24 protein-coding genes are annotated in these 19,463 nt (G+C 49.7%); 12 read left to right on the forward strand and 12 right to left on the reverse strand.

Translation table 11 applies throughout. The features are described from left to right. Positions 1–2 precede the first annotated feature (2 nt). Both WCV72_00325 and WCV72_00330 read right to left on the reverse strand, forming a co-directional pair. On the reverse strand, positions 3–737 hold the full coding sequence (locus tag WCV72_00325) for a YebC/PmpR family DNA-binding transcriptional regulator (GenBank protein MFA6457819.1): 735 nt from the start codon (positions 735–737) through the stop codon (positions 3–5). Positions 738–770: 33 nt separating this feature from the next. Then, positions 771–1,358, reverse strand: a complete 588-nt coding sequence (locus tag WCV72_00330) for a nitroreductase family protein (GenBank protein ID MFA6457820.1) — start codon at positions 1,356–1,358, stop codon at positions 771–773. Positions 1,359–1,373: 15 nt separating this feature from the next. Here WCV72_00330 and WCV72_00335 point away from each other — a divergent pair, with 15 nt between their 5' ends. From WCV72_00335 to WCV72_00350, 4 genes are read left to right on the forward strand one after another with little or no spacing between them, the layout of a single operon-like run. Then, positions 1,374–2,279, forward strand: coding sequence for a DMT family transporter (locus WCV72_00335; protein ID MFA6457821.1), 906 nt, complete (start codon positions 1,374–1,376; stop codon positions 2,277–2,279). A gap of 59 nt (positions 2,280–2,338) precedes the next feature. Then, positions 2,339–2,944, forward strand: a complete 606-nt coding sequence (gene dcd, locus WCV72_00340; protein ID MFA6457822.1) for a dCTP deaminase — start codon at positions 2,339–2,341, stop codon at positions 2,942–2,944. Next, a complete protein-coding gene (locus tag WCV72_00345; GenBank protein ID MFA6457823.1) occupies positions 2,941–3,276 on the forward strand; it encodes a hypothetical protein in 336 nt (111 codons plus the stop codon). The genes dcd and WCV72_00345 overlap by 4 nt, the downstream gene beginning before the upstream one ends. Then, positions 3,273–3,863 (forward strand): 5-formyltetrahydrofolate cyclo-ligase, encoded by a 591-nt coding sequence (locus WCV72_00350; protein ID MFA6457824.1) that lies wholly within the window; start codon positions 3,273–3,275, stop codon positions 3,861–3,863. Before WCV72_00345 ends, WCV72_00350 begins: the two co-directional genes overlap by 4 nt. 19 nt (positions 3,864–3,882) lie before the next feature. Here WCV72_00350 and WCV72_00355 read toward each other — a convergent pair whose 3' ends face one another. After that, positions 3,883–5,322 (reverse strand): hypothetical protein, encoded by a 1,440-nt coding sequence (locus WCV72_00355; GenBank protein MFA6457825.1) that lies wholly within the window; start codon positions 5,320–5,322, stop codon positions 3,883–3,885. 78 nt (positions 5,323–5,400) lie between these two features. On the opposite strand from WCV72_00355, the gene tyrS reads away from it, so the two are divergent. Together tyrS and WCV72_00365 are read left to right on the forward strand one after the other, a co-directional pair. Further along, a complete protein-coding gene (gene tyrS / locus WCV72_00360; protein ID MFA6457826.1) occupies positions 5,401–6,759 on the forward strand; it encodes a tyrosine--tRNA ligase in 1,359 nt (452 codons plus the stop codon). Between the two features lie 6 nt (positions 6,760–6,765). Next, entirely contained in the window at positions 6,766–7,536 is a 771-nt protein-coding gene (locus WCV72_00365; GenBank protein MFA6457827.1) for a prepilin peptidase, read from the forward strand. Between the two features lie 162 nt (positions 7,537–7,698). Here the strand turns inward: WCV72_00365 and WCV72_00370 are convergent, their stop codons facing one another. The 9 genes from WCV72_00370 to nadA form a co-directional block, all read right to left on the reverse strand. After that, complete coding sequence (locus tag WCV72_00370; protein MFA6457828.1) at positions 7,699–7,947, reverse strand: hypothetical protein; 249 nt, start codon at positions 7,945–7,947, stop codon at positions 7,699–7,701. After that, positions 7,944–9,236, reverse strand: a complete 1,293-nt coding sequence (gene tig / locus WCV72_00375) for a trigger factor (protein ID MFA6457829.1) — start codon at positions 9,234–9,236, stop codon at positions 7,944–7,946. The genes WCV72_00370 and tig overlap by 4 nt, the downstream gene beginning before the upstream one ends. Before the next feature lie 45 nt (positions 9,237–9,281). Continuing rightward, positions 9,282–10,406, reverse strand: coding sequence for a hypothetical protein (locus WCV72_00380; protein MFA6457830.1), 1,125 nt, complete (start codon positions 10,404–10,406; stop codon positions 9,282–9,284). A 76-nt stretch (positions 10,407–10,482) separates the two neighbouring features. Next, on the reverse strand, positions 10,483–11,904 hold the full coding sequence (gene atpD, locus WCV72_00385) for a F0F1 ATP synthase subunit beta (GenBank protein ID MFA6457831.1): 1,422 nt from the start codon (positions 11,902–11,904) through the stop codon (positions 10,483–10,485). Positions 11,905–12,034: 130 nt separating this feature from the next. Next, positions 12,035–12,955 carry a 5'-3' exonuclease H3TH domain-containing protein gene (locus WCV72_00390; protein ID MFA6457832.1) on the reverse strand — a complete coding sequence of 307 codons (921 nt, stop codon included), beginning with the start codon at positions 12,953–12,955 and terminating at the stop codon, positions 12,035–12,037. A gap of 21 nt (positions 12,956–12,976) precedes the next feature. Beyond that, positions 12,977–13,456 carry a hypothetical protein gene (locus WCV72_00395; protein MFA6457833.1) on the reverse strand — a complete coding sequence of 160 codons (480 nt, stop codon included), beginning with the start codon at positions 13,454–13,456 and terminating at the stop codon, positions 12,977–12,979. A 36-nt stretch (positions 13,457–13,492) separates the two neighbouring features. Further along, entirely contained in the window at positions 13,493–13,927 is a 435-nt protein-coding gene (locus WCV72_00400; GenBank protein MFA6457834.1) for a KH domain-containing protein, read from the reverse strand. Between the two features lie 17 nt (positions 13,928–13,944). Continuing rightward, the gene (rpsP, locus tag WCV72_00405) at positions 13,945–14,310 is read right to left on the reverse strand and encodes a 30S ribosomal protein S16 (protein ID MFA6457835.1); all 366 of its coding nucleotides are present in this window, start codon (positions 14,308–14,310) and stop codon (positions 13,945–13,947) included. A 399-nt stretch (positions 14,311–14,709) separates the two neighbouring features. Next, on the reverse strand, positions 14,710–15,618 hold the full coding sequence (gene nadA / locus WCV72_00410) for a quinolinate synthase NadA (protein MFA6457836.1): 909 nt from the start codon (positions 15,616–15,618) through the stop codon (positions 14,710–14,712). 64 nt (positions 15,619–15,682) lie between these two features. On the opposite strand from nadA, the gene WCV72_00415 reads away from it, so the two are divergent. From WCV72_00415 to WCV72_00440, 6 genes are all read left to right on the forward strand, one after another. After that, positions 15,683–16,819, forward strand: a complete 1,137-nt coding sequence (locus WCV72_00415) for a hypothetical protein (protein ID MFA6457837.1) — start codon at positions 15,683–15,685, stop codon at positions 16,817–16,819. A gap of 17 nt (positions 16,820–16,836) precedes the next feature. Further along, a complete protein-coding gene (gene rpmF / locus WCV72_00420; protein ID MFA6457838.1) occupies positions 16,837–17,079 on the forward strand; it encodes a 50S ribosomal protein L32 in 243 nt (80 codons plus the stop codon). Positions 17,080–17,085: 6 nt separating this feature from the next. After that, a complete protein-coding gene (gene nusB, locus WCV72_00425; protein ID MFA6457839.1) occupies positions 17,086–17,514 on the forward strand; it encodes a transcription antitermination factor NusB in 429 nt (142 codons plus the stop codon). Positions 17,515–17,680: 166 nt separating this feature from the next. Further along, complete coding sequence (gene rnc, locus WCV72_00430; GenBank protein MFA6457840.1) at positions 17,681–18,355, forward strand: ribonuclease III; 675 nt, start codon at positions 17,681–17,683, stop codon at positions 18,353–18,355. Positions 18,356–18,411: 56 nt separating this feature from the next. Further along, on the forward strand, positions 18,412–18,888 hold the full coding sequence (locus WCV72_00435) for a regulatory protein RecX (protein ID MFA6457841.1): 477 nt from the start codon (positions 18,412–18,414) through the stop codon (positions 18,886–18,888). Positions 18,889–18,930: 42 nt separating this feature from the next. Next, positions 18,931–19,416, forward strand: a complete 486-nt coding sequence (locus tag WCV72_00440; GenBank protein ID MFA6457842.1) for a hypothetical protein — start codon at positions 18,931–18,933, stop codon at positions 19,414–19,416. Positions 19,417–19,463 lie beyond the last annotated feature (47 nt).

Genomic DNA, 19,463 nt, shown 5'->3' on the forward strand with positions numbered 1-19,463 from the left:
AGCTACTCGGCGAGCAGGCTTTCCTCGATGTCGAAATTCGCAGCGACGGAATCGATGTCATCGTCTTCTTCGAGTGCCTCGATGAGTTTCAAAATTTTGCGTGCGGTTTCGGCATCTTCGATTTTCACTTCGCTCGTCGGTTCGAAATTTAATTCGGCGGATTCGATTTTAAAATTCTGTTCCGCTAATTTACGGCGTACTGCCATCAATTGGGTTGGCTCGGTTTTGACAATTAAAAATTCGCCGGCGGGTTCGAGGTCGGCGGCACCGGCTTCGATTGCCGCCATTTCCACCGCTTCCGAATTTTCGGCGAGCGTGATGATGCCTCTCTTTTCAAATTGGAAAATGACGCTGCCGCTCTCGGCAATTTTTCCACCATTCTTCGCGAGGAGGTGGCGCACATTTGCAATCGTGCGTGTCGGATTGTCGGTGAGTGCGCGGATCAAGAGCGCGACTCCGCCTTGTGCATAACCTTCGTAAACTTTTTCTTCAATCTTCTGACCTTCGAGCGCACCGATGCCTTTCTTGATGGCGCGTTCGATATTTTCTTTCGGAAAATTATCCGCCTTCGCGCCCTCGATTGCGCCTGCGAGTGTCGCATTCATCGTCGGGTCGCCGCCGCCTTCGCGCGCCGCGAGCTCAATATTTTTCGCGTGACGCGTGAAGATCTGTCCGCGTTTCGCGTCGGCTACGCCTTTGGCGCGTTTGATCGTGCTCCATTTGGAATGTCCAGACATGGGAGTTAAGGATTAAGGATTAAGGAATAAGAATTAAGAATTGGGAAAATAGAAGTCGTCGAATTTTCTCACAAAATCAGTTTCCGTCGAGCCGTCATTTACTGGATCGGAAAAACCGCAAGCGAAAATTAATTCCGCCGTATAACCCTGCGGCAAATTTAATTCCGCCGTTGCGAGCTGTCGGTCGAAGCCGCCGATCAGGCAGCCCGCCGCGCCGCTCGCTTCGAGAGTCGCCGCGAAAAATCCGGCAGTGAGATAAGTTTGTTGTCGCGCCCATTCTTCGCGCTTGTCGACTATTCGTGTGATTGTCGCGTTGACGCGCGCATCATCAATTCCCGAATCAAATCGTGCTGCCAAAAATTTGCGCGCGTTCATTTCTCCTGCCTCGGGGCTGACGGCGAAAAGAAAAAGGTGCGGGGCAGTGGCGACTGCGGGTTGTGATTTGATCCAGTCAGCATTTCGCCGGCTTGAAATATCGAGCAAAATTGTCGGTCGTGAATTTAAGCTCGTCGGTGCGCGGTAGGCGACTTTAATCGCATTCTCCAAAATCGCAGCTGGAATTTTCTCTGGCAAGAAGTTCTTGACTGTTCGTCGCCGCAAAAGATTTTCGATTTCAAACATTCTAAAATTGGGAAGATGAGTTCATTCTACAAAATTTCGCGAGAGCGGTCTGGAGAGATTTTTATTCTTACCGAATCGATTTTGTGGGCAGCTTTTCCAATCGTTTCGTTCGCGACTTATCAATTTATTTCTCCAATTTTTGCTGCGGCTTGGAGCACTTTCTTCGCGACTGTCTTTTTCGGCGCTTTAGTTCTATTTCAAAAAAAATGGAAAGAGTTGAAAAATCGAGCGATTTGGAATCCGATTTTGTGGGCGACTTTTTTGATTGCAGTCGTTTATTACGCACTCTTTTTTTCTGGTCTCAAAAAAACTTCGGTTGGCAACGCTGCGATTATTATGCAAATGGAGGTTTGGTTTTCATTCGTATTTTTCGGTCTCATTTTACGAAAAGAAAAATATTCACGCGCAGCGTTTCTCGGCGCGGCGGTGATGTTCGTCGGAATTTTTTTAGTCTTGTTCCGCGGAAGTTTCGAGCTTAATCGCGGTGACTTTTTGATTTTATTGGCCGCCGCAGTCCCGCCTGCGGGAAATCATTTTCAACAAATCGCCCGCAAAAAAGTTTCCGCGGCGACACTTCTCTTTATTCGAAGTTTGCTCGCGACGCCGTTTTTATTTTTGCTCGCTCGATTTTTTGAATCCGCCGCGTCTCAAAATTTCACTGCGGCTTTGCCGTTTTTACTGCTCAACGGACTTTTGCTTTTCGGCTTTTCCAAAATTTTATTCATCGAAGGAATCCATCGTATTTCCGTCGCGAAAGCAGTTTCGTTAAATACGATTGTCCCGATTTTTACGCTTTTTTATACGCTCGTTTTTTTCCACGAAGTTCCGACAGTTTGGCAGCTCGTCGGTTTGCCGTTCGTCGTCGTTGGCGCGATTCTGATTACGCGCAATAATTTTCTCCAGACGCCCCTGATTGATTAATTTTCCGCTAAAATCAATCTCACCCAAATCTAAAATCGGCAATCTAAAATTTTAATTTCATGATTCTCTCTGACCATGACATCCGCGATGCGATCAATTCCGGTCGCATCAAAATCGAGTCGCCCGACCAGAAGCACCTCGAAAACATCGGACCGAGCTCGCTCGACTTGCGCTGCGGTTATCATTTCAAAGTTTACGAACACACGAAATTTCCGTTGCTTGATCCAGCGAATCCGGCGACTTTCGAAAATTGTTCGCGCATGCTCGAGATCAAAAATCCGAACGAGGCTTTCATCATTCAGCCGGGTGATTTCGCGCTCGGTGTCACGCTCGAAAAAGTCGCGTTGCCGGATGACCTCGTCGCGCGCGTCGAGGGTCGTTCGAGTCTCGGTCGGCTCGGCATCATCGTGCATTCGACCGCCGGCTTCGTCGATCCGGGATTCGCGGGCACGATTACTTTGGAAATCACGAATATCAATCGCATGCCCGTCGCGCTCTATCCGGGGATGCGCGTTTGTCAGCTTGCTTTCGAGACGCTGACTTCGCCCGCGGAGGTGGATTATTCCAAGAAGGCGACGCAAAAATATCAGAACCAAGTTTTTCCGGAGGAGTCGCGCATTTGCCGCGATCCGGAAATGATTGCCATTCAAAAAACTCGCGCATGAAAAAATTTTGTGCCACGCTTTTCACGCTGATTTTGCTCGCGGGTTGCGCTGCTGCGGAAGTTACGATTTCCAAAACAGACTACGAGCAAGCACTCGGCAAAGCTGTCTGCGAAGTTGTCACAGAATTGAACGCGCGCGGTGAACTCGCAGACAAGGCGGCACTCGAGCGCGATTTCGATCCGCTGCTGCAGCAGGCGGTTGCGCAGCTCGGCTACTCGGCGGACGATTGGCTCGCGGCGAAAGCGCAATATTTCCCCGATGAAGCCGAGCACACGAAGTTGGTGGAAATGCATTTCACTTGGTGTCTCGTCGGTGATTCGATTCCCGAATGATTTCAGCAGAAAAAGCCCGACTCCGCGTCGCGCTGCTCGCGCAGTTGCAAAATTTCACTGACCCAGAGCGAGCGCGGCAGAATCAAATTCTGGCGCGGAAATTTCTCACGCTGCCTGAATTCGCCAGCGCAAAAACCATCGCCTTTTTCGCGAGCGAACCTTTCGAAGTCGCGACGGATTTTTTAATTGCGCGAAGTTTGGAAATGCAAAAACGAGTTGGGCTGCCGCGTGTGAAAAAAAAATCCCCCCCAGCCCCCCTTTCACAAAGTGGGGAGAATAATTTGGTTTTTCACCAAGTTCAAAATCTGCACGAATTGGAAGTCGGTTGTTTCGGGATTAATTGCCCTATGATTTCCGCGCCCAAAATTCCGCTCAGCGAAATTGATCTGCTCGTCGTGCCGGCGCTCGCCTTCGACCGTGCAGGTAATCGCCTCGGTCGTGGCGGCGGATTCTTCGACCGCGTGCTCGCAAAATTTACTGGCGTGTCAGTTGGTCTGGCTTTCGATTTCCAAATGCTCGAGAAAATTCCGACTGAGGATTTTGATCAGAAAGTTACAAAGATTTTGGTGGGGAAATCCTATTTCTAATTAATCGCGGAGTTCGTAATTAAAGATCGGTGACTTTTCCGTATCGTCCGCTTTGAGCAGCTTTATTAATCGCGTCTGCAATCGCGGATGGCTCTACTTTAAAATCTTTAGGTATCCCAGGAAGACCCATATTGTCGTTGCTGTAATCGTGTTTTCCGACCCCAGGCATGTTTGGGTCGGCGGTCTTCATTTCGTCTGAAGATGTTGTTTTTTCCTGCTCCTTGATTTTAGGTTCACCCACAATCATATCTATGTAGCTCGCTACAAGAGTAGGTATTGTCCTTTCAGCTTTGGCTAATTCTTGTGGGTTCACATAAGAATCCAATGTTTCTGTTGCAGAGCCATCGTTTGTGTTTTCTGCAACTTCTAGTGTAGATAAGACTCCAGAAAGAATGGCGTCTCTTTGTCCAACATCAAACCTACCACCACGAGTAAGTTCGTTGGCGACTATGGCATTAGCTACACGACCAGCCACATCATTGGCAATTTTTTCATTTTTGTCTCCCCAATTAAAACCACGAATAAAGTCAATTTTTTCTAAACGAGTCTGCATCTCTTCCTGATAGCTTCTGATTCTTGAGTTGATTTGATTAGAATTTTCACGCGTTATGTTTGCGGAATTGAGTCGCTCTTCCAGTTTCTTAAGCAAATCAGGTTCTAATATACGATCGTTGCCACCAAGCTGTTCGCCAAACTCACTATGGAAAATGTCCGAAATCGCGTCTGTTATTTCTTCGGGAGATCTATTAAACCTATTTCCATAAGCTTTAATTTTGTCCTTGGAGATATAGCTTTTTATGTCCAAGCCTTTTTCTTGAATAAGTTTTGCTTCTGATAATCGAGCAGCTCTGTTCTCTGTCGTCTCTTTTAACAAATAATCCACATCACCTTTGCGCACTTCCCATTCTTGTTTATTTGTACTGTTGAGGGAATTCATAGAGTTATCGAGATCATCCAGGTCTTCTTCACTGAGAGGCTTTTCTCCAAGCGCGATGAGCTTCTTGGAAATTTCATTCTGGGTTTCCACCGTGATGCCATACTTAGTAGCCTCTTTGACTTCGTCAATCTTATTTGATATTTCTGACAAAGAAGCTTCATCTTCAGGGTTTGTCGCTGAACGAATTTCTCTTCCTTGCAATAATTCATTTGCTATTCTGCCCGCAGCTTTTTGAGCTTTATCTTTGATATAGTCGCGAATCAATTCGCGAAATTTTGGGATTTGCCACGCGTCATCTAAAGAGTTGAATCCGTTTTCCTTGTTCCAATAAACCTCATATGCCGCTTCTTCAATTTGTTGATCGGCAGCTTTTTGGATTTCGGGGAAATCTTTTCGAATTGCATCAGCTTTATCTTTGTCTGCATATTTCCAAGAGACTTGCTCTTGTCGCGGCATGGGTGGTTGTTTCTCAGGCATTTTTGTTTTGGTTAACTTATTAATTGATTGTTTATATTCTAGCATAAAACATATTTTTAAGCAAGCTCATCTAAATTAAGATTTTAAAATCGCCGATTTCCTCATTTTGCTAAAATCCCAGAAATGAATTTGAAAAAAATCTTAGCGCGCGGGGTGGTCGAGCTGATTGGCGAAAGCGATTTGCAGAAAAAGCTGACCGCCGACCCGACTAAAGTCGTGATCAAGTACGGCGTCGATCCGACACGACCGGACATTCACCTCGGACATGCGGTCTGTCTGCGCAAGCTGCGCGAATTCCAAGATCTCGGTTGTCGCGTCGTTTTCTTGATTGGGGATTTCACCGCGCGCATCGGCGATCCGACGGGCAAATCCAAAATTCGCCCGGAGCTCGACCAGGCGGAAGTCGAAGCAAATGTAAAAACTTACCTCGAGCAGGCGGGCAAGATTCTCAAGACGACGCCGGAAAATTTTTCCTGGATTCGCAATTCCGATTGGTTCGTCTCGATGCACGATGTCCGTGCCCCGGACGGGATGAAGCTCACGATTGAAGCAAACGGCGAGAAATTCGAAACGCCGCCGCTGCCGGGTAATCATTTCCTCGCGCGGGCGAATGCCTGGGTCGCGAGCCGCATGCAAAAAGGCAGCATCCGGCATTATTCTTTCATCAATGTGCTCGCCGTGCTGCGCAAAATTACGCATGCGCGTTTGATCGAGCGCGACATGTTTCAGGATAGGATTAAAAAAAGCGAACCAATTTTCATGCACGAGATGCTTTATCCCGTGATTCAGGGAATTGATTCGAATGTGATCGCGGATATTTTCGGCAGCTGTGATCTGGAGGTTGGCGGCACGGATCAGCACTTCAACATGCTGATGGGGCGCGAAGTGATGGAGATGAATTCCAAAAAACCGCAGGCTGTTTTGACCTTGCCGATTCTCGTGGGCACGGACGGCAAAGAAAAAATGTCGAAGAGTCTCGATAATTTCATCGGCATCGCCGAATCGCCGACCGAAATTTTTGGCAAGACGATGCGTATCGCCGACGAGCTGATTCCGCGCTGGGTGGAGCTCTGTACGGACTTGGACGAAAAAGATTTTGCGCAGCGCCTCAAGAAAGAAAATCCGCGCGATCTCAAGATTGAGCTGGCGCAGGAGCTCGTCAAAATTTATCACGGGGAAGCGGCTGCCACTAAAGCCGTCGAAGAATTCGCCCGACTTTTTTCCGCTGATTCCAAAAGTGGTCGCCCGGATGAGATTTCCGAAATCGCCATCGAAGAAGGCAGCTGGGGGATCGTCGAACTGCTCAATTCTGCCAAACTGGTCGCGTCCAAAAGTGAGGCGCGGCGCTTGATCGAGGCAGGCGGTGTGCGCATGAACGATCAAAAAGTTGAGAAAATTGACGCGACTTTCGAAGTCGGCAAGTCCGAATTGATTCTGCAAATAGGCAAACGGCGTTGGGCGAAAATCGTGAGTGGTTCGTAAATTCCCATGGAAATTTTTTTGCTTGTCGTGATTGGCGCGCTCGGTCTGGCGGTCGGCAGCTTCATCAATGCCGCGGTTTACCGTTTGCACGCCGGTAAATTTAAAAGTCTTCTGACAGGACGCAGTTTTTGTCCGAAGTGCAAAAAAAAATTGGCAGCGCGCGATCTCATTCCGCTCGTGAGTTTCCTCTGGCTCAAGGGAAAGTGCCGTTTCTGCCACAAAAAAATCGCCGTCCACTATTTCATTATCGAGCTCACGACGGCCGTGGCTTTCCTGCTCGTTGCGCTTTTCGGCGCAAGCGGGCTGGAGCCGCTTCTGTGGAATTTATTTTTCGTTTCCACTCTCATTTTCATCGCGAGCTTCGACGCGCAATTCGGCGAAATCCCGGATGAGGTGGCACTGCCGGCTATCGTTTTTGCGCTCGTCGGTAGCTTCCTCGCTTTCACACTTGCACCACTCACGGCACTCATCGGCGCGCTCGTCGGTGGTGGATTTTTCACCGCGCTCGTTTTGATTTCCGATGGCAAATGGATGGGCGGCGGCGACATTCGCGTCGGTCTTTTGCTCGGTGCGCTCACAGGCTGGCGCGGTTTCATCGTCGCGCTTTTCGTCGCGTCATTCCTCGGCTCAGTCGTCGGTATCATCCAGATTCTCCGCAAAAAGAAAAAGCTGCAATCAGCTTTGCCTTTCGCGCCATTTCTCGCGGTCGGGGGGATTGTCGCGCTTTTGTTTTCCCAACAAATCTGCGCCTGGTATCTCGGATATCTACTGCCGTAAAAATCAGCTCCGATTCAGAAACTATTTTTAGGATTTAGGATTTTCCTTCCAAGAAACCAAAAAACCAATGACTTAATGACTTAAAGGCTCAACAACCCTCTGAACCAAATGACCAATGACCTTCTGCGCTTCATGTTCCAAGCTCCAAGCTACGGGTAAAAATTAAAACTGGCTGTTCAGATCCTCGTGCATTTCCTCCGTTTTCTTATCGATGGCGGATTTAATTGCGAGTGTGTACAGTGCTCCGGCAGCGACGCTCATTCCAGAAATCAAAATTATCGGTACGGCGAGGACGACATTGTCGAAGCTGAAAAATAGCGCGAAAGCCGCACTGTTGTTGATGTTTTGAAAAACAATAATTAGCAGTAAAACCGTGATGATAAGTGCGCCGACGAGATAGCTGGTTTTCATTTTTTAAGAGTTTTAATAAGTTCTGCGAGGAGCTTAATAATTTTTAATTGATGTTGCAACCGCAGCCGATGTGACGAACCGCTCGCGAAAGACTCGCGTACAGATTTTTTCTGCGATTCTGGATAGCGCTCGGCTTCGTGCTCGATGGCGTCGTCGACCTCTTTTTCCGTGACTACGGGTTTCTCCGTCTCGACGAGCTTGTCGAGAATCAGTCTGACTTTCACGCGTTTTTCACCCTCGACGCGCATCTCTTTTTGCAGCGCCTCCTCGGTTTTTTTCGTTCCTTCCAGATATTTGTCCCACTCCATGCCGCCGCTTGCGAGTCGGCCTTTCAAATCTTTCAGCATCCAGTCAACCTCTTCGTCAGTCAAACTTTCGGGCACTTCAATCGTCGCGATTTTCAAAAGTTCGTCGACCAAATCCGCCTCCAATTTTTGCTGCGCCGCGGCTTCTTTGCGTGACTGCAAATGTTCGGCGATGTCCGTTTCGACTTCTTGCCAAGAATTTTTTCTGCCGCCACTTACCTTTTTCGCGAACTCAGCGTCGAGTTGCGGCGGGACGAGCTCCTCGATTTTGTGCAATTTCAGCTTGAATTTCACAGCTTGACCGGCGAGGTGTTTCGTGTGGTAGGTCGCCGGAAATTTCACAGTGTGCTCTTTTTCTTCCGCGATTTGCATGCCTTCGACGCCTTCCTCAAATCCCGGAATGAAATTGCCTTCACCCAAAACGAGCGGGTGATTCTTCGACTGGGTGCCGTCGAGCGGGACGCCGTCCGGCGTCATGCCCGCGAAGTCGATCTCGACGCGATCACCTTTTTGCGCTGCGCGGTCCGTGATTGGTTTCGCCTCGGCATGGCCTTTCAAAATATCTTTCACGACGGCTTCGATTTCTTTCGGCTCGACTTTGAGATCCTCTTTCGTGAGTTTAATTTTCTGCCAATCGCCGAGCTGCACTTCCGGCAAGACGGCGACTTTCGCGACGAACTTCAGCGGCTCGGTCGAGATGATCTCGACTTTCGGATAGCTCACGACCTGCAATTTTTCACTCGTCACGGCTTCCGAGTAGGCGAGCTTAATCGCGAGGTCGTGCGCCTCGAGCGTGACATTATTTTCGCCGACGCGTTCAAGCACTTTTTCCGCAGGCGCACTGCCAGGACGAAAGCCGTCGATTTTCACTTCTTGCTGAAAACGCTTAATCGCCTCCGCGCGTGCTTTCGCAAGAATCTCAGGGGCGACCTCGATCGTGATTTCGATCTCGGACTTGGGGAGTTTTTTGACGGAAATTGGCATCACAAAAAAATTAAAACGCAGGCGAGATTCTACAGTAAAAGACGATTAATTTCTCACAAAAATTTTTCTCCGAAAAAGCCAGCCCGAAAATCCGAGTGCGACAAAAATCGCGACGGCGAGAGTCTCGGCCGGACCTTGCTCTGAAAGTTTCTGCGGCTGCGCGCTCGCGTGTGCCAGATTCACATTCGTGACAGCGGCGGCGGAATAAATTGCTGCGGTCTCATTGCTGCCGGCACTTTCCGAGCCGTCGGCAAAAACCGCGCTCACCATGAAGTAATAAGTCGTCTCGCTGGCGAAACTCGAATTCAGCACGGCGAATAAATTTTGCGCTGCGACTCGATGCAGATACTTGCCGCTCGTCGTGCCGTAATAGATATTGAAGTGATCGACCGTGCCGCCTAGTGGTGCTTCCCAGTCGAGCTCGATGCCGCCCGAAGTCATGGTCGCAGCTAGATTGCGTGGCGGTTCGCCCGCGAAAACAGGCGCGGTGACTTCTGGCTCAGAAGCATCCGGTTCAGGGGGTGCTGGGTCATTTGGTTCAAGGGGTCCTTGGTCATTGGTCAGTAGGTCATTCATTCCTGGCGTTTCCATGGTCAAGCTAGTGTTGGTGTCAGCGTAAGTGTTAAGCGTATCCGCGATTGGATTGGCGGTGGCTGGAGTTTCAGCAGTCGGAGCGGCTGGTTCTGCCGTTTCCGCGGTCGGCGCTGGGGCGAGCGCGCTCAAGCTCGTCAATTCAAAATCAAGCGTGCTCGTGAGCACTTGGTTCGGTGTCGTGATTTTAATTTTATAATTTCCGAGTTCTGTGAGCTCGGGTGCATGCGTGAAGACAGTCAGTGTGCCGTCGGCGGCTTGATCAATAGTTTCGATTTCCGCCGGAGTTTCACCGAAAAAAATGCCACCCGTGTCGCGCGTCAGATTGTTCAAGTTTTTGACAACGACGATCACGATTTCACCGACTGCGCCTGAGGCGGGTGCGATGATGGTAATCTCAGGATCTGTAGTCTCCGCCACAGGGGATTCTGTGGTCTGGACGGCGACGATGTCAGCCGTCAAATTATCGGCAGGAGTCGATTGATGATTGAACACGAAAAAGCTTGCAAAAATTCCGACGGCGATGAGACCGCCGAACAGGGATTTCGCGCGTGATGGTTTGGGTTTTTGGTTTTGCAAATCCCCTCATTCTACCAAAAAGACCTCGAAAAAGCAACCGTTATTTCCTTAAAACAAGGCTTTTACTCACGAACAATTACTTATTCTTGGCGTGTTTCTCGCGGGCGGCTTCGATCGTCCCGACCATGTAGAAGTCGGACTCAGACAAATCGTCGTGCTTGCCTTCGAGAATTTCCTGGAAACCCTGAATCGTGTCTTCGAGCTTCACATATTGACCTGGGTTGCCAGTGAAAACTTCCGCGACATGGAAAGGCTGCGACAAAAAGCGCTGTAATTTGCGGGCGCGGGTGACGGTCATTTTGTCTTCCTCGGAGAGCTCGTCAATTCCCAAGATTGCGATGATGTCCTGCAAATCTTTGTAGCGTTGCAAAACTTTCTGCACGCCGCGCGCCGTGTCGTAGTGTTTCTGGCCGACGACATTCGCGTCGAGCTGGCGGGAAGTCGAATCGAGCGGATCGACCGCCGGATAAATGCCTTGCTCAGTCAGGGCGCGATTCAAAACCACCGTCGCGTCAAGATGGGCGAAAGTATTCGCCGGAGCGGGATCGGTGAGATCGTCCGCTGGGACATAAACCGCTTGAATCGAAGTAATCGAACCGTCTTTGGTCGAGGTGATGCGTTCTTGGAGCTCGCCCATTTCGCCCGCGAGAGTCGGCTGATAACCGACCGCGGACGGCATGCGTCCGAGTAGCGCGGAGACTTCGGAGCCGGCTTGGGAGAAGCGGAAAATATTATCAATGAACAGCAAAACATCGCGGTGCTCGACATCACGGAAATATTCCGCGACCGTGAGTCCGGTCAAGCCGACACGCAGACGCGCTCCGGGCGGCTCATTCATTTGTCCGAAAATCAAAGCTGTCTTGTCGATGACGCCCGACTCTTGCATCTCGCGATAAAGATCGTTGCCCTCACGGGTGCGTTCGCCGACACCGCAGAAAACGGAATAACCACCGTGGTTTTTCGCGACATTATGAATTAATTCCTGAATCAAGACGGTCTTGCCGACACCGGCTCCGCCGAAGAGTCCGACTTTGCCACCTTTCGCGAAAGGTGCGAGTAGGTCGACGACCTTGATGCCAGTTTCAAAAACTTCGACTTTCGTAGTTTGTTCTGTGAATTCCGGTGCGCTGCGGTGAATCGGCCAGCGTTCCTTCGCGCCGATTTTGCCCGCACCATCGACTGGGTTGCCCTGGACATCCAAGATTCTTCCCAAAACTTTTTCGCCGACTGGCACGGTGATTTGTTCGCCGGTGGCGCGCGCCTGCTCGCCGCGTTTCAAACCGTCCGTGAGATCGAGCGCGACCGTGCGGACGACGCCGTCGCCGAGGTGCTTGTACACTTCGAGTCCGAGCTCATCATTTTCGCGCTCGATGACGATGCGTTCGAAAATTTCCGGGAGGCTGTCGCGATCGAAAGCGATGTCGACGACTGGTCCGATGACCTGGCGCACGATGCCGATGCGGTTTTTGGCTTTCGTTTTCGTAGCTTCGGGAGTCATAAAATTACGAGTTATTAATTTTTTAGTCCGCGAAATTTTAGCGGTGTGGGGGCGGCGAGTAAAGCGCCCCGAAACAAAATTTAGTTCGGCGGCGAGGGCTGATTCTGCCAGAATTTTGTCTTTTCGCCAACTAAAAAAGTCGTGGTTGCTCGACCGGCTTCGCGACTTCGATTCGCGGTGGCGGGAAAAGCTTCAAAAATCTTTTTTCCAATGAATGAAATTCCAGCTCGTCAAAAAGTTCGAGCACAGTCGTTCGGTCAAAATCGCTGAGGCAACATTTCGCCAAATCGAAATCAATCTGCGCGTCGCGGCGGATGGTCGCCATCCTTTTCGAGTGAAAGGCATTGTCGCGGTCGCGCTCTAATTTCTCCCGGGCAGTTGGTTTAATCTTTTCCAGATTCGCAAAAATGTTTTCCAGCGTGCCAAATTCTTGAATCAAATCAGTCGCTCCTTTCGGTCCGATGCCAGTGACACCTTTCAGATTGTCCGAGGCATCGCCCGCGAGTCCTTTGAAGTCCGGGATCAATTTCGGTTCGAAACCGTATTTGGCGAAAACTTTCTCGGGCGTGAATCTTTCGGCTTGGCGATAACCACCCGCGAGATCGTGGACGGAAGTTTTCGCATCGACGAGCTGGAGCAGGTCGCGGTCGCCCGAGACGACGATGGTGTGAAAATCTTTTTCAGCTTCCATTTTTTCGCAAATCCCGCCCAGGATGTCGTCCGCCTCGAAGCCACTCTCCGAAAAAATCGGAATCGAAAAGGCGCGCACGATTTCATACACGCGGCGAATTTGGGCAATCAATTCCGGCGCGGTTTTCGCACGCGTGGCTTTGTAATTCGCGTCGGCGTGATGGCGGAAGGTTTTGCCTTTGCGGTCGAAGGCGACGGCGAGACAGTCCGGTTTTTCGAGTTCGACGACATTCAGCAAAATCGAAGTGAAACCAAAAACCGCATTCGTCGGTTCACCGCTCCTCGTCGAAAACTTCTCCGGGATAGCATGAAAAGCCCGGTGAATAATCGCGTGACCGTCGAGAAGGACGAGTTTTTTCACGACCGCGATTTTACACGGAAACTACCTGATGAGTTCGCCAATCGGTACTTCGGGATTCTGAGTGCTCGGCGTGGTTGTCATGGTAGTCGTCGTGGTGGTTTGAGTCGAGTTCGTGGTCGTCGTGCCTGTCGGCGCTTCAGCCTGGAATTGTGCGAACAGAACATTGATTTTATTGGAGAGTGTCGCGAAATCGAAGAAATTGAAATTCACGCCGAAGAGTCGTCCGAGCATCGGGACGAAGACGAGCGAAAGCAGGGCGATGATGAGTCCGATGATGGCGTAGCGGATGGTGTGAATTGCTCCTTTCACCTTGCTCTCGTCACCGCCGGAGAGGATGAATGAGAAGCCGCCGAAGAAAATGAAAACGATGGAGAGCGCACCGGCACCGAGAATGGCGAGTGCCGCGAAAAGATAAATTATGTCAAAAAGGTTGAGCTGGGTGAGGTCAGTGTAGTCCAGTCTGCCATTAGCAGCTAAAGCAGTCGGAATTAAATCGAGCATTCCAAGTGGGTTAAATCTTCTTAGATTCTACGCGTTTCAGATGATATCTTCAAAGGCGCCGGCGGCATCGTGACCCTCTTGTGCAGAGTTGTCTTTCTCAGGTTCGACCGCTTCGATTTTCGGACGGGCGACTGGTCTGCGTACGGCTTGCGGTCTTTCGGTGCGCGGTCGTTCTGTGTATTCGGTGCGGCGTTCGGTGCCGTCCGGTTCGAGAATTTTGAGATTCACGCGCTCGTCGAATTTCGAGCCGACGAGGCGGAGCAGGGTGCGCAGCGCTTTCGCCGTGCGACCTTCTTTGCCGACGATTTTGCTCATGTCGGCTTCATTCACGCGCAATTTCAAAAGTACGCCGAGGTCATCGACGCTGCGCTCGGCAATCACATCATCAGGAAAAGCGACAATCGCACGCACCATCATTTCCAGAAAATCTTTGTCGGCGCCCATCGTCGGATCCAGCTTCTGATCACTCATTTTTGGAAAAGATTAAATTATGCTTTTGGTGCGTCCTCAGCCTTTGGTGCCGCAGGAGCGGCGGCGGGCTTGGCTTCTTCCTTCGGAGCTTTCTTCGATTTTTGCTTGGTGTATTTCAGGACAAATTTTGTCACGAGTTCTTTTTTGAATCCATTTTTCAGCAAAAGGCGTGCGACTGTGTCGCTCGGTGTCGCGCCATTTTTCAAGAAAGTTTCAATCTTCGCAGCGTCGAAAACCAGCTTGTTTTCAGCATTCTCCGGATTGTAATGACCGACGAGCGCGATCACTTTGCCAGACTTCGGCGAGCTGGTTTTTTCTTGCACGATGAGCCGAAATTTCTGTAAGTTTTCGTGACCGATTCGGGAAAGGCGAATAACGAGCATTCAAAAAAATTAAGCCGGTGGATTTTAAAGAAAGTTTTTTATTTGGTCAAATCAAAACCTTGGAACATGGAGCACGCAGCATGGAACATGGAGGGTTGTTGAGTCATTAAGTCATTGGTCATTGGTTCGGAGGGTCATTGGTCTTTAAGTCGTTGAGTCTTTGAGTCATTGGTTCGGAGGGTCATTGGTCAGTTGGTTAACGGCTAAATCCCTCCCCTTGGGGGACTTAGGTGGGGGTGAAGAAAAGAAAGTGGTGGGTTAAAGAATGCTTGCAGCTTGGAGTCTCAAATTTTTTTGTAAATTACGAGACTTGAGAATTCGAAAACTTTTCCCGACTCAAGCCTGAATCAATTTCAAGATTCGGATAAAAACACATAACATGAGACCTGGAACAAATTTTCATTTTCCCAGTTCGATCATTTTCTCCAAGCTTTGGCGCGCGGCGTTTGTGATTTTTGGATCAACTTCGATTGCGAATTCTTTCGTTTCAAGCGAGTGCAAAATTTTCGCGAGTGTGATTTTCTTCATGTTTACACACTCACCCGCGAGTGCGAAAAATTTCTTACCCGGATTTTCACGGCTCAATTTTTCGAGCATACCGATTTCTGTCGCGACCAGAAATTCCGCTGCGGCCGAACTTTTCACGAATTTCAGCATGCCGCCGGTGCCGGTGACGAGGTCGGCGAGTTCCCGAATTTTTCGCGGCGATTCGGGATGGACGAGCGTCCTAGCGTGCGGGTGCAATTTCTGCGCTGCCAAAACCTTTTCCTCCGAAATGCGCGCGTGGACATAGCAGCTGCCTTTCCACAAAATGATTTCCTTCTCGGGCAAATTTTCCGCGACCCACTCGCCGAGATTTTGGTCCGGCACGAATATAATTTGCTTTTGCGGTAGCTTCTGACAAATCGTCACCGCATTCGCCGAGGTACAGCAGGCGTCGGCTTCGGCTTTGACCACGGCAGTCGAATTCACATACGCGACGACTCCGGCGTCCGGGAATTCTTTTTTCTTGGCGCGCAGATTTTCCACAGTCGCGCAGTCCGCCAGGAAGCAGCCCGCTGTCGGATCCGGAAGCAAAACTTTTTTCGTCGGATTCAATAGCTTCGCCGACTCCGCCATGAAATGTACGCCCGCGAAAACAATAATCTTCGCTTCAGTTTTTTGCGCTGCGACTGCCAGCTCGAAAGAGTCTGCGACCAGATCGGCGACATCATAAATTTCCGCGAGCTGATAGCTGTGCGCGAGGATAATCGCGTTTTTCGCGCGTTTCAGTTCTCGGATCCGCGATTGCAGGGCTTCAATTTTCACCCCGCAAAAATAACATTTTTCCAAAGCTTTTGCTAAAATTCACTCGCAAATTTAAATTCTCCAAATGCAATCCGCACTCAAAACCGTTCTCGCCTTCGTGCTTTTCGCCGTGCTGGCGCCGAGCGTCGTCTGTGCGGCCGTCCCCGAAGACAAACCCCAATCAGTTTCAATCGAGTTCGGTAACGACTTTTATGGCGCGGGAGATGCCATCGCGCTTTTGACCGATGCGCCGGATGATGCTTTTCTCGCGGGTGCAATCGTGAATGTGACGAAGAAGGTGGCGCATGATCTTTTCGCGGCGGGTAGCACGGTCATGATTCTTGCCGATGTCGGTGATGATTTGCGCGCTGGCGGAAGCGTGGTTTCGCTCGCCTCCAAAATTTCCGGTGATGCGATTGTCGCAGGCGGTGTTCTCAATTTCACGGAAAACGCTTCGGTGGTTGGTGACGCTGCGCTCTCCGGTGGGATGCTGAATTTCAGCGGCACGGTTGGTGGTGATTTGCAGCTGGCGGGTGACCAAATTAATTTCGGCGGAAAAGTTGGTGGCGATGCGACGATTCGCGTTGGCAAGCAGATTAATTTTCTTGCTGGCGCGAAAATTACTGGCAAGCTCACTTATTATTCCAAAGAAGAACTCGTCATTCCGGCTGGCATCGCGGACTCAGTCGAGCACAAGACTTACGGGGAATTTGCCGCGCTCACGCAAAAAAGTTTCACGACTAGTGCGACCGAGAGTCTTTTCACACTGCTGTTCGGTTTTCTGACGGGTGCGGTTTTGCTCGCGATTTGCGGTCGCTCGACCCAGGTTTTCGCGAATAAATTGCGCGAGAAGTTTTGGTGGAGTCTGCTTGCGGGAGTTGGTGCGCTGGCTTTGGTTATTGTTGTCTTGTTGCTGGCGATAACTGTCGTCGGAGTTTGGTTGGCTGGGATTTTGCTGTTTCTGTGGATTGCTGGTTTGCTCGCCACTGGGGCGCTCACAGGTTTCGCGATTGGCTCACTTTTTCTCCGTCAAGAAAAGGACACGCAGTATTTCCAAAAATTACTCGCGCTGGCACTCGGCTGGGTGATTATTCTTGCCATCGGATTCATCCCGGGCTTCGGTGGGCTTTTCCAAATCCTGATTTTCACGCTCACGCTGGGTGCGGGAGTTTTGACCAAAATTGAACTTTACAAAAAAATGAAAACGACTAAACTCCTGTAACCTAAAAATTTTTTAAAATGGCCAAACATCCTGTACCGAAACATCGCGCTACCGCCACACGCGGCGGACGACGCTACTCGACCTGGAAGACCAAAGAATTGAAACGACTCACGAAAATTTCAACGACGGTCGCTTGCCCGAAATGCAAATCGCCGCGCCAGCCGCACACGGCTTGCCCGACTTGCGGCTATTACCGCGGGCGCGTCGTCATCGACCTCGCTAAGAAAGACGCGAAAAAGATTTCGAAAGTTAAAGCCTAATTTTAAATGTCGGCATCCAATCGGCGAACGGTGCGCGAGGCGGTCGCCCAGACCGTTTTCGAGTGCGAATTTCGCGGAGTCAGCGAAGGGTGGCTCGCGATTTTCGAAAAGAATATGGCCGAGTTCTCTTGTGATTTTGAAAAAGATTTTGCGCACGGACTACTCGAAGCGGCGTTCAATAACCTCGATTTTTTGAAATCCTGGATTGAGCGACTCGCACCGGAGTGGCCTTTTTCCAAAATTGCGAAACTCGATGCCGCCGTCCTGCTGGTCGGACTCGCCGAATTAAAATTTCTCACGCAATTCAAAATTCCGCCGAAAGCGACCCTGAATGAATTTGTCGAGATCGCCAAAAATTACGGCGATGACTCTGATCGCAAATTCGTGAACGGCGTTTTGTCGTCGGCCAAAAAAGAATTAGAAAGTAGGGTGTAGATAGGGTTTAGGGTGCAGGGTATAGGTGATAGGGTATAGTGAATAGTGAATTAGAAAAAATCGTTTGAGCATTATTATGCTGCCGTGGCAGCAACCCCTAACCCCTAACCACTAACCCCTAATCCCTAACCACTAAAACCTAAAACCTAGAACCTAAATCCTAACGATGAAAGATTTACAAAAAAAACTCGCACACGAATTTCAGAATCCGAGACTACTCGAGCTCGCTTTCGTCCATCGCAGCTTCGTCAATGAAAACCGCGCTTGTCCCGAGTCGAATGAGCGCCTCGAATTTCTCGGCGATGCCGTGCTGGAATTAATCACGACCGAATATCTGTTCGCCAAATTTCCGGGCAAACCGGAAGGCGAGCTGACGGCACTGCGTTCCGCGCTGGTGCGCGGCGAGACACTCGCGGAGATTTCGCGCGAACTTAATTTCGGACAGCATTTGAAATTGTCGCGCGGTGAGGCGAAAAGTGGCGGAGCGGAAAAGCCTTACTTACTCGCGAATGTTTTTGAAGCTGTGCTCGGTGCGACTTATCTCGACGGCGGTTTCGAAAAGGCGAAAGCGATTGTCCACAAATTTCTTCTCCCGAAATTGCCGGGCATCATCGCGTCAAATGCACAGGTCGATGCGAAGTCGGAATTCCAGGAAGTCGCCCAAGAAAAATTAGCCATCACGCCGGAGTACAGAGTCCTCGGCGAAAGTGGTCCGGATCACTCCAAGATTTTCGAAATGGGTGCGTATGTTGGCAAAGATTTATTCGGGCGCGGTCGAGGTCCGAGCAAGCAGGAAGCCGAGCAAGCTGCTGCGGCAGAGGCGCTGAAGAAATTAAAATAATCCACCGACCCCGAGGGTTGGAAAATCGAAAATTTTAATTTGATTCAAAAATTAATTTGAAAAAATTCGCTAACCCTCGGGGTCGTCGACCGAAACTTGCGGACGAGCGGCAGGTTTTCAGTTACGCTTGCTGGCTGCTCGCGCGCCGCAATTATTCGCGCGCTGAACTGCTCGAAAAGTTCTCTACGAAATACACTCCAGACGCAGCGATTTTCGCCAAAGTTTTTGCCAAGCTCACGAAGCTGCGTTTGCAGTCGGACGAAAGTTTCGCCGAAGGTTTCGTGCGCTCGCACGCGCACTGGGGCGCACACCGCATTTCGCTGGAGCTGAAAAAGCGCGGAATCGCGGACGAGTTGATTGAGCTTTTCTTACCATCGGAAATTTCTGAAATCGAAAATGCGCGTGAGACACTTGCCAAGAAATTGCGCGGTGAAAATATCCCGGAAGATTATTCCGCCAAACAAAAACTCGCCGCCTTTCTCGCGCGGCGCGGTTTCTCGATGGATGTGATTCGGGAGGTTTTGGGAATGTAATTTATTTCGCGGCACTGGTAAAATTAACTCTTAATTTTTGTTATGACTAAAGAATCGAAAAGGCGACTAGCACTTGCGAAGAATCATGATGTGTCAATTTTGACGGGATTAGAAAAATTAGTGCGCGACGAAAGAGAAAGTTTTAAAAAAGTTTTTGACAACCAAGCAGATGATTTAGCTCAAGGCGAAACTCATGAAGTTTCGGTAGAGACAACCAGAAAACTAATCCAAAGTTTGCTTAAAATTAGTCAAAAGCAGGCGGCTATTAATTTTTTGCAAAAGTACTCAGAAGATATTGGTCCAGACAGGATGTTAAGAATTCTCACAGAAATTGATTATTGCTACGGGGCAGATCTAAAAACATTTCAAAAGCAAATTGAGTTGGTTGTGAAGCTCTATCTTGAGGCGAGAGCAGGAAAAAATAATTACAGCCCAGCTTGGCTGAGAGAAACTTTAGAAAATTTTAGTTTTGATGCCGAGGAGTGGATTGCGCGAGCTGAAAATGGTAGACCAATTTTTGAAGACTAGAAAAATTCGCGAGGTTTTAGGAATGTGATTTTTAAGCTATAATTTCA

This window comes from Patescibacteria group bacterium (genome assembly GCA_041665585.1).
In the GTDB taxonomy this organism is placed as follows: Bacteria; Patescibacteriota; Gracilibacteria; order JAHISY01; family JAHISY01; genus JAHISY01.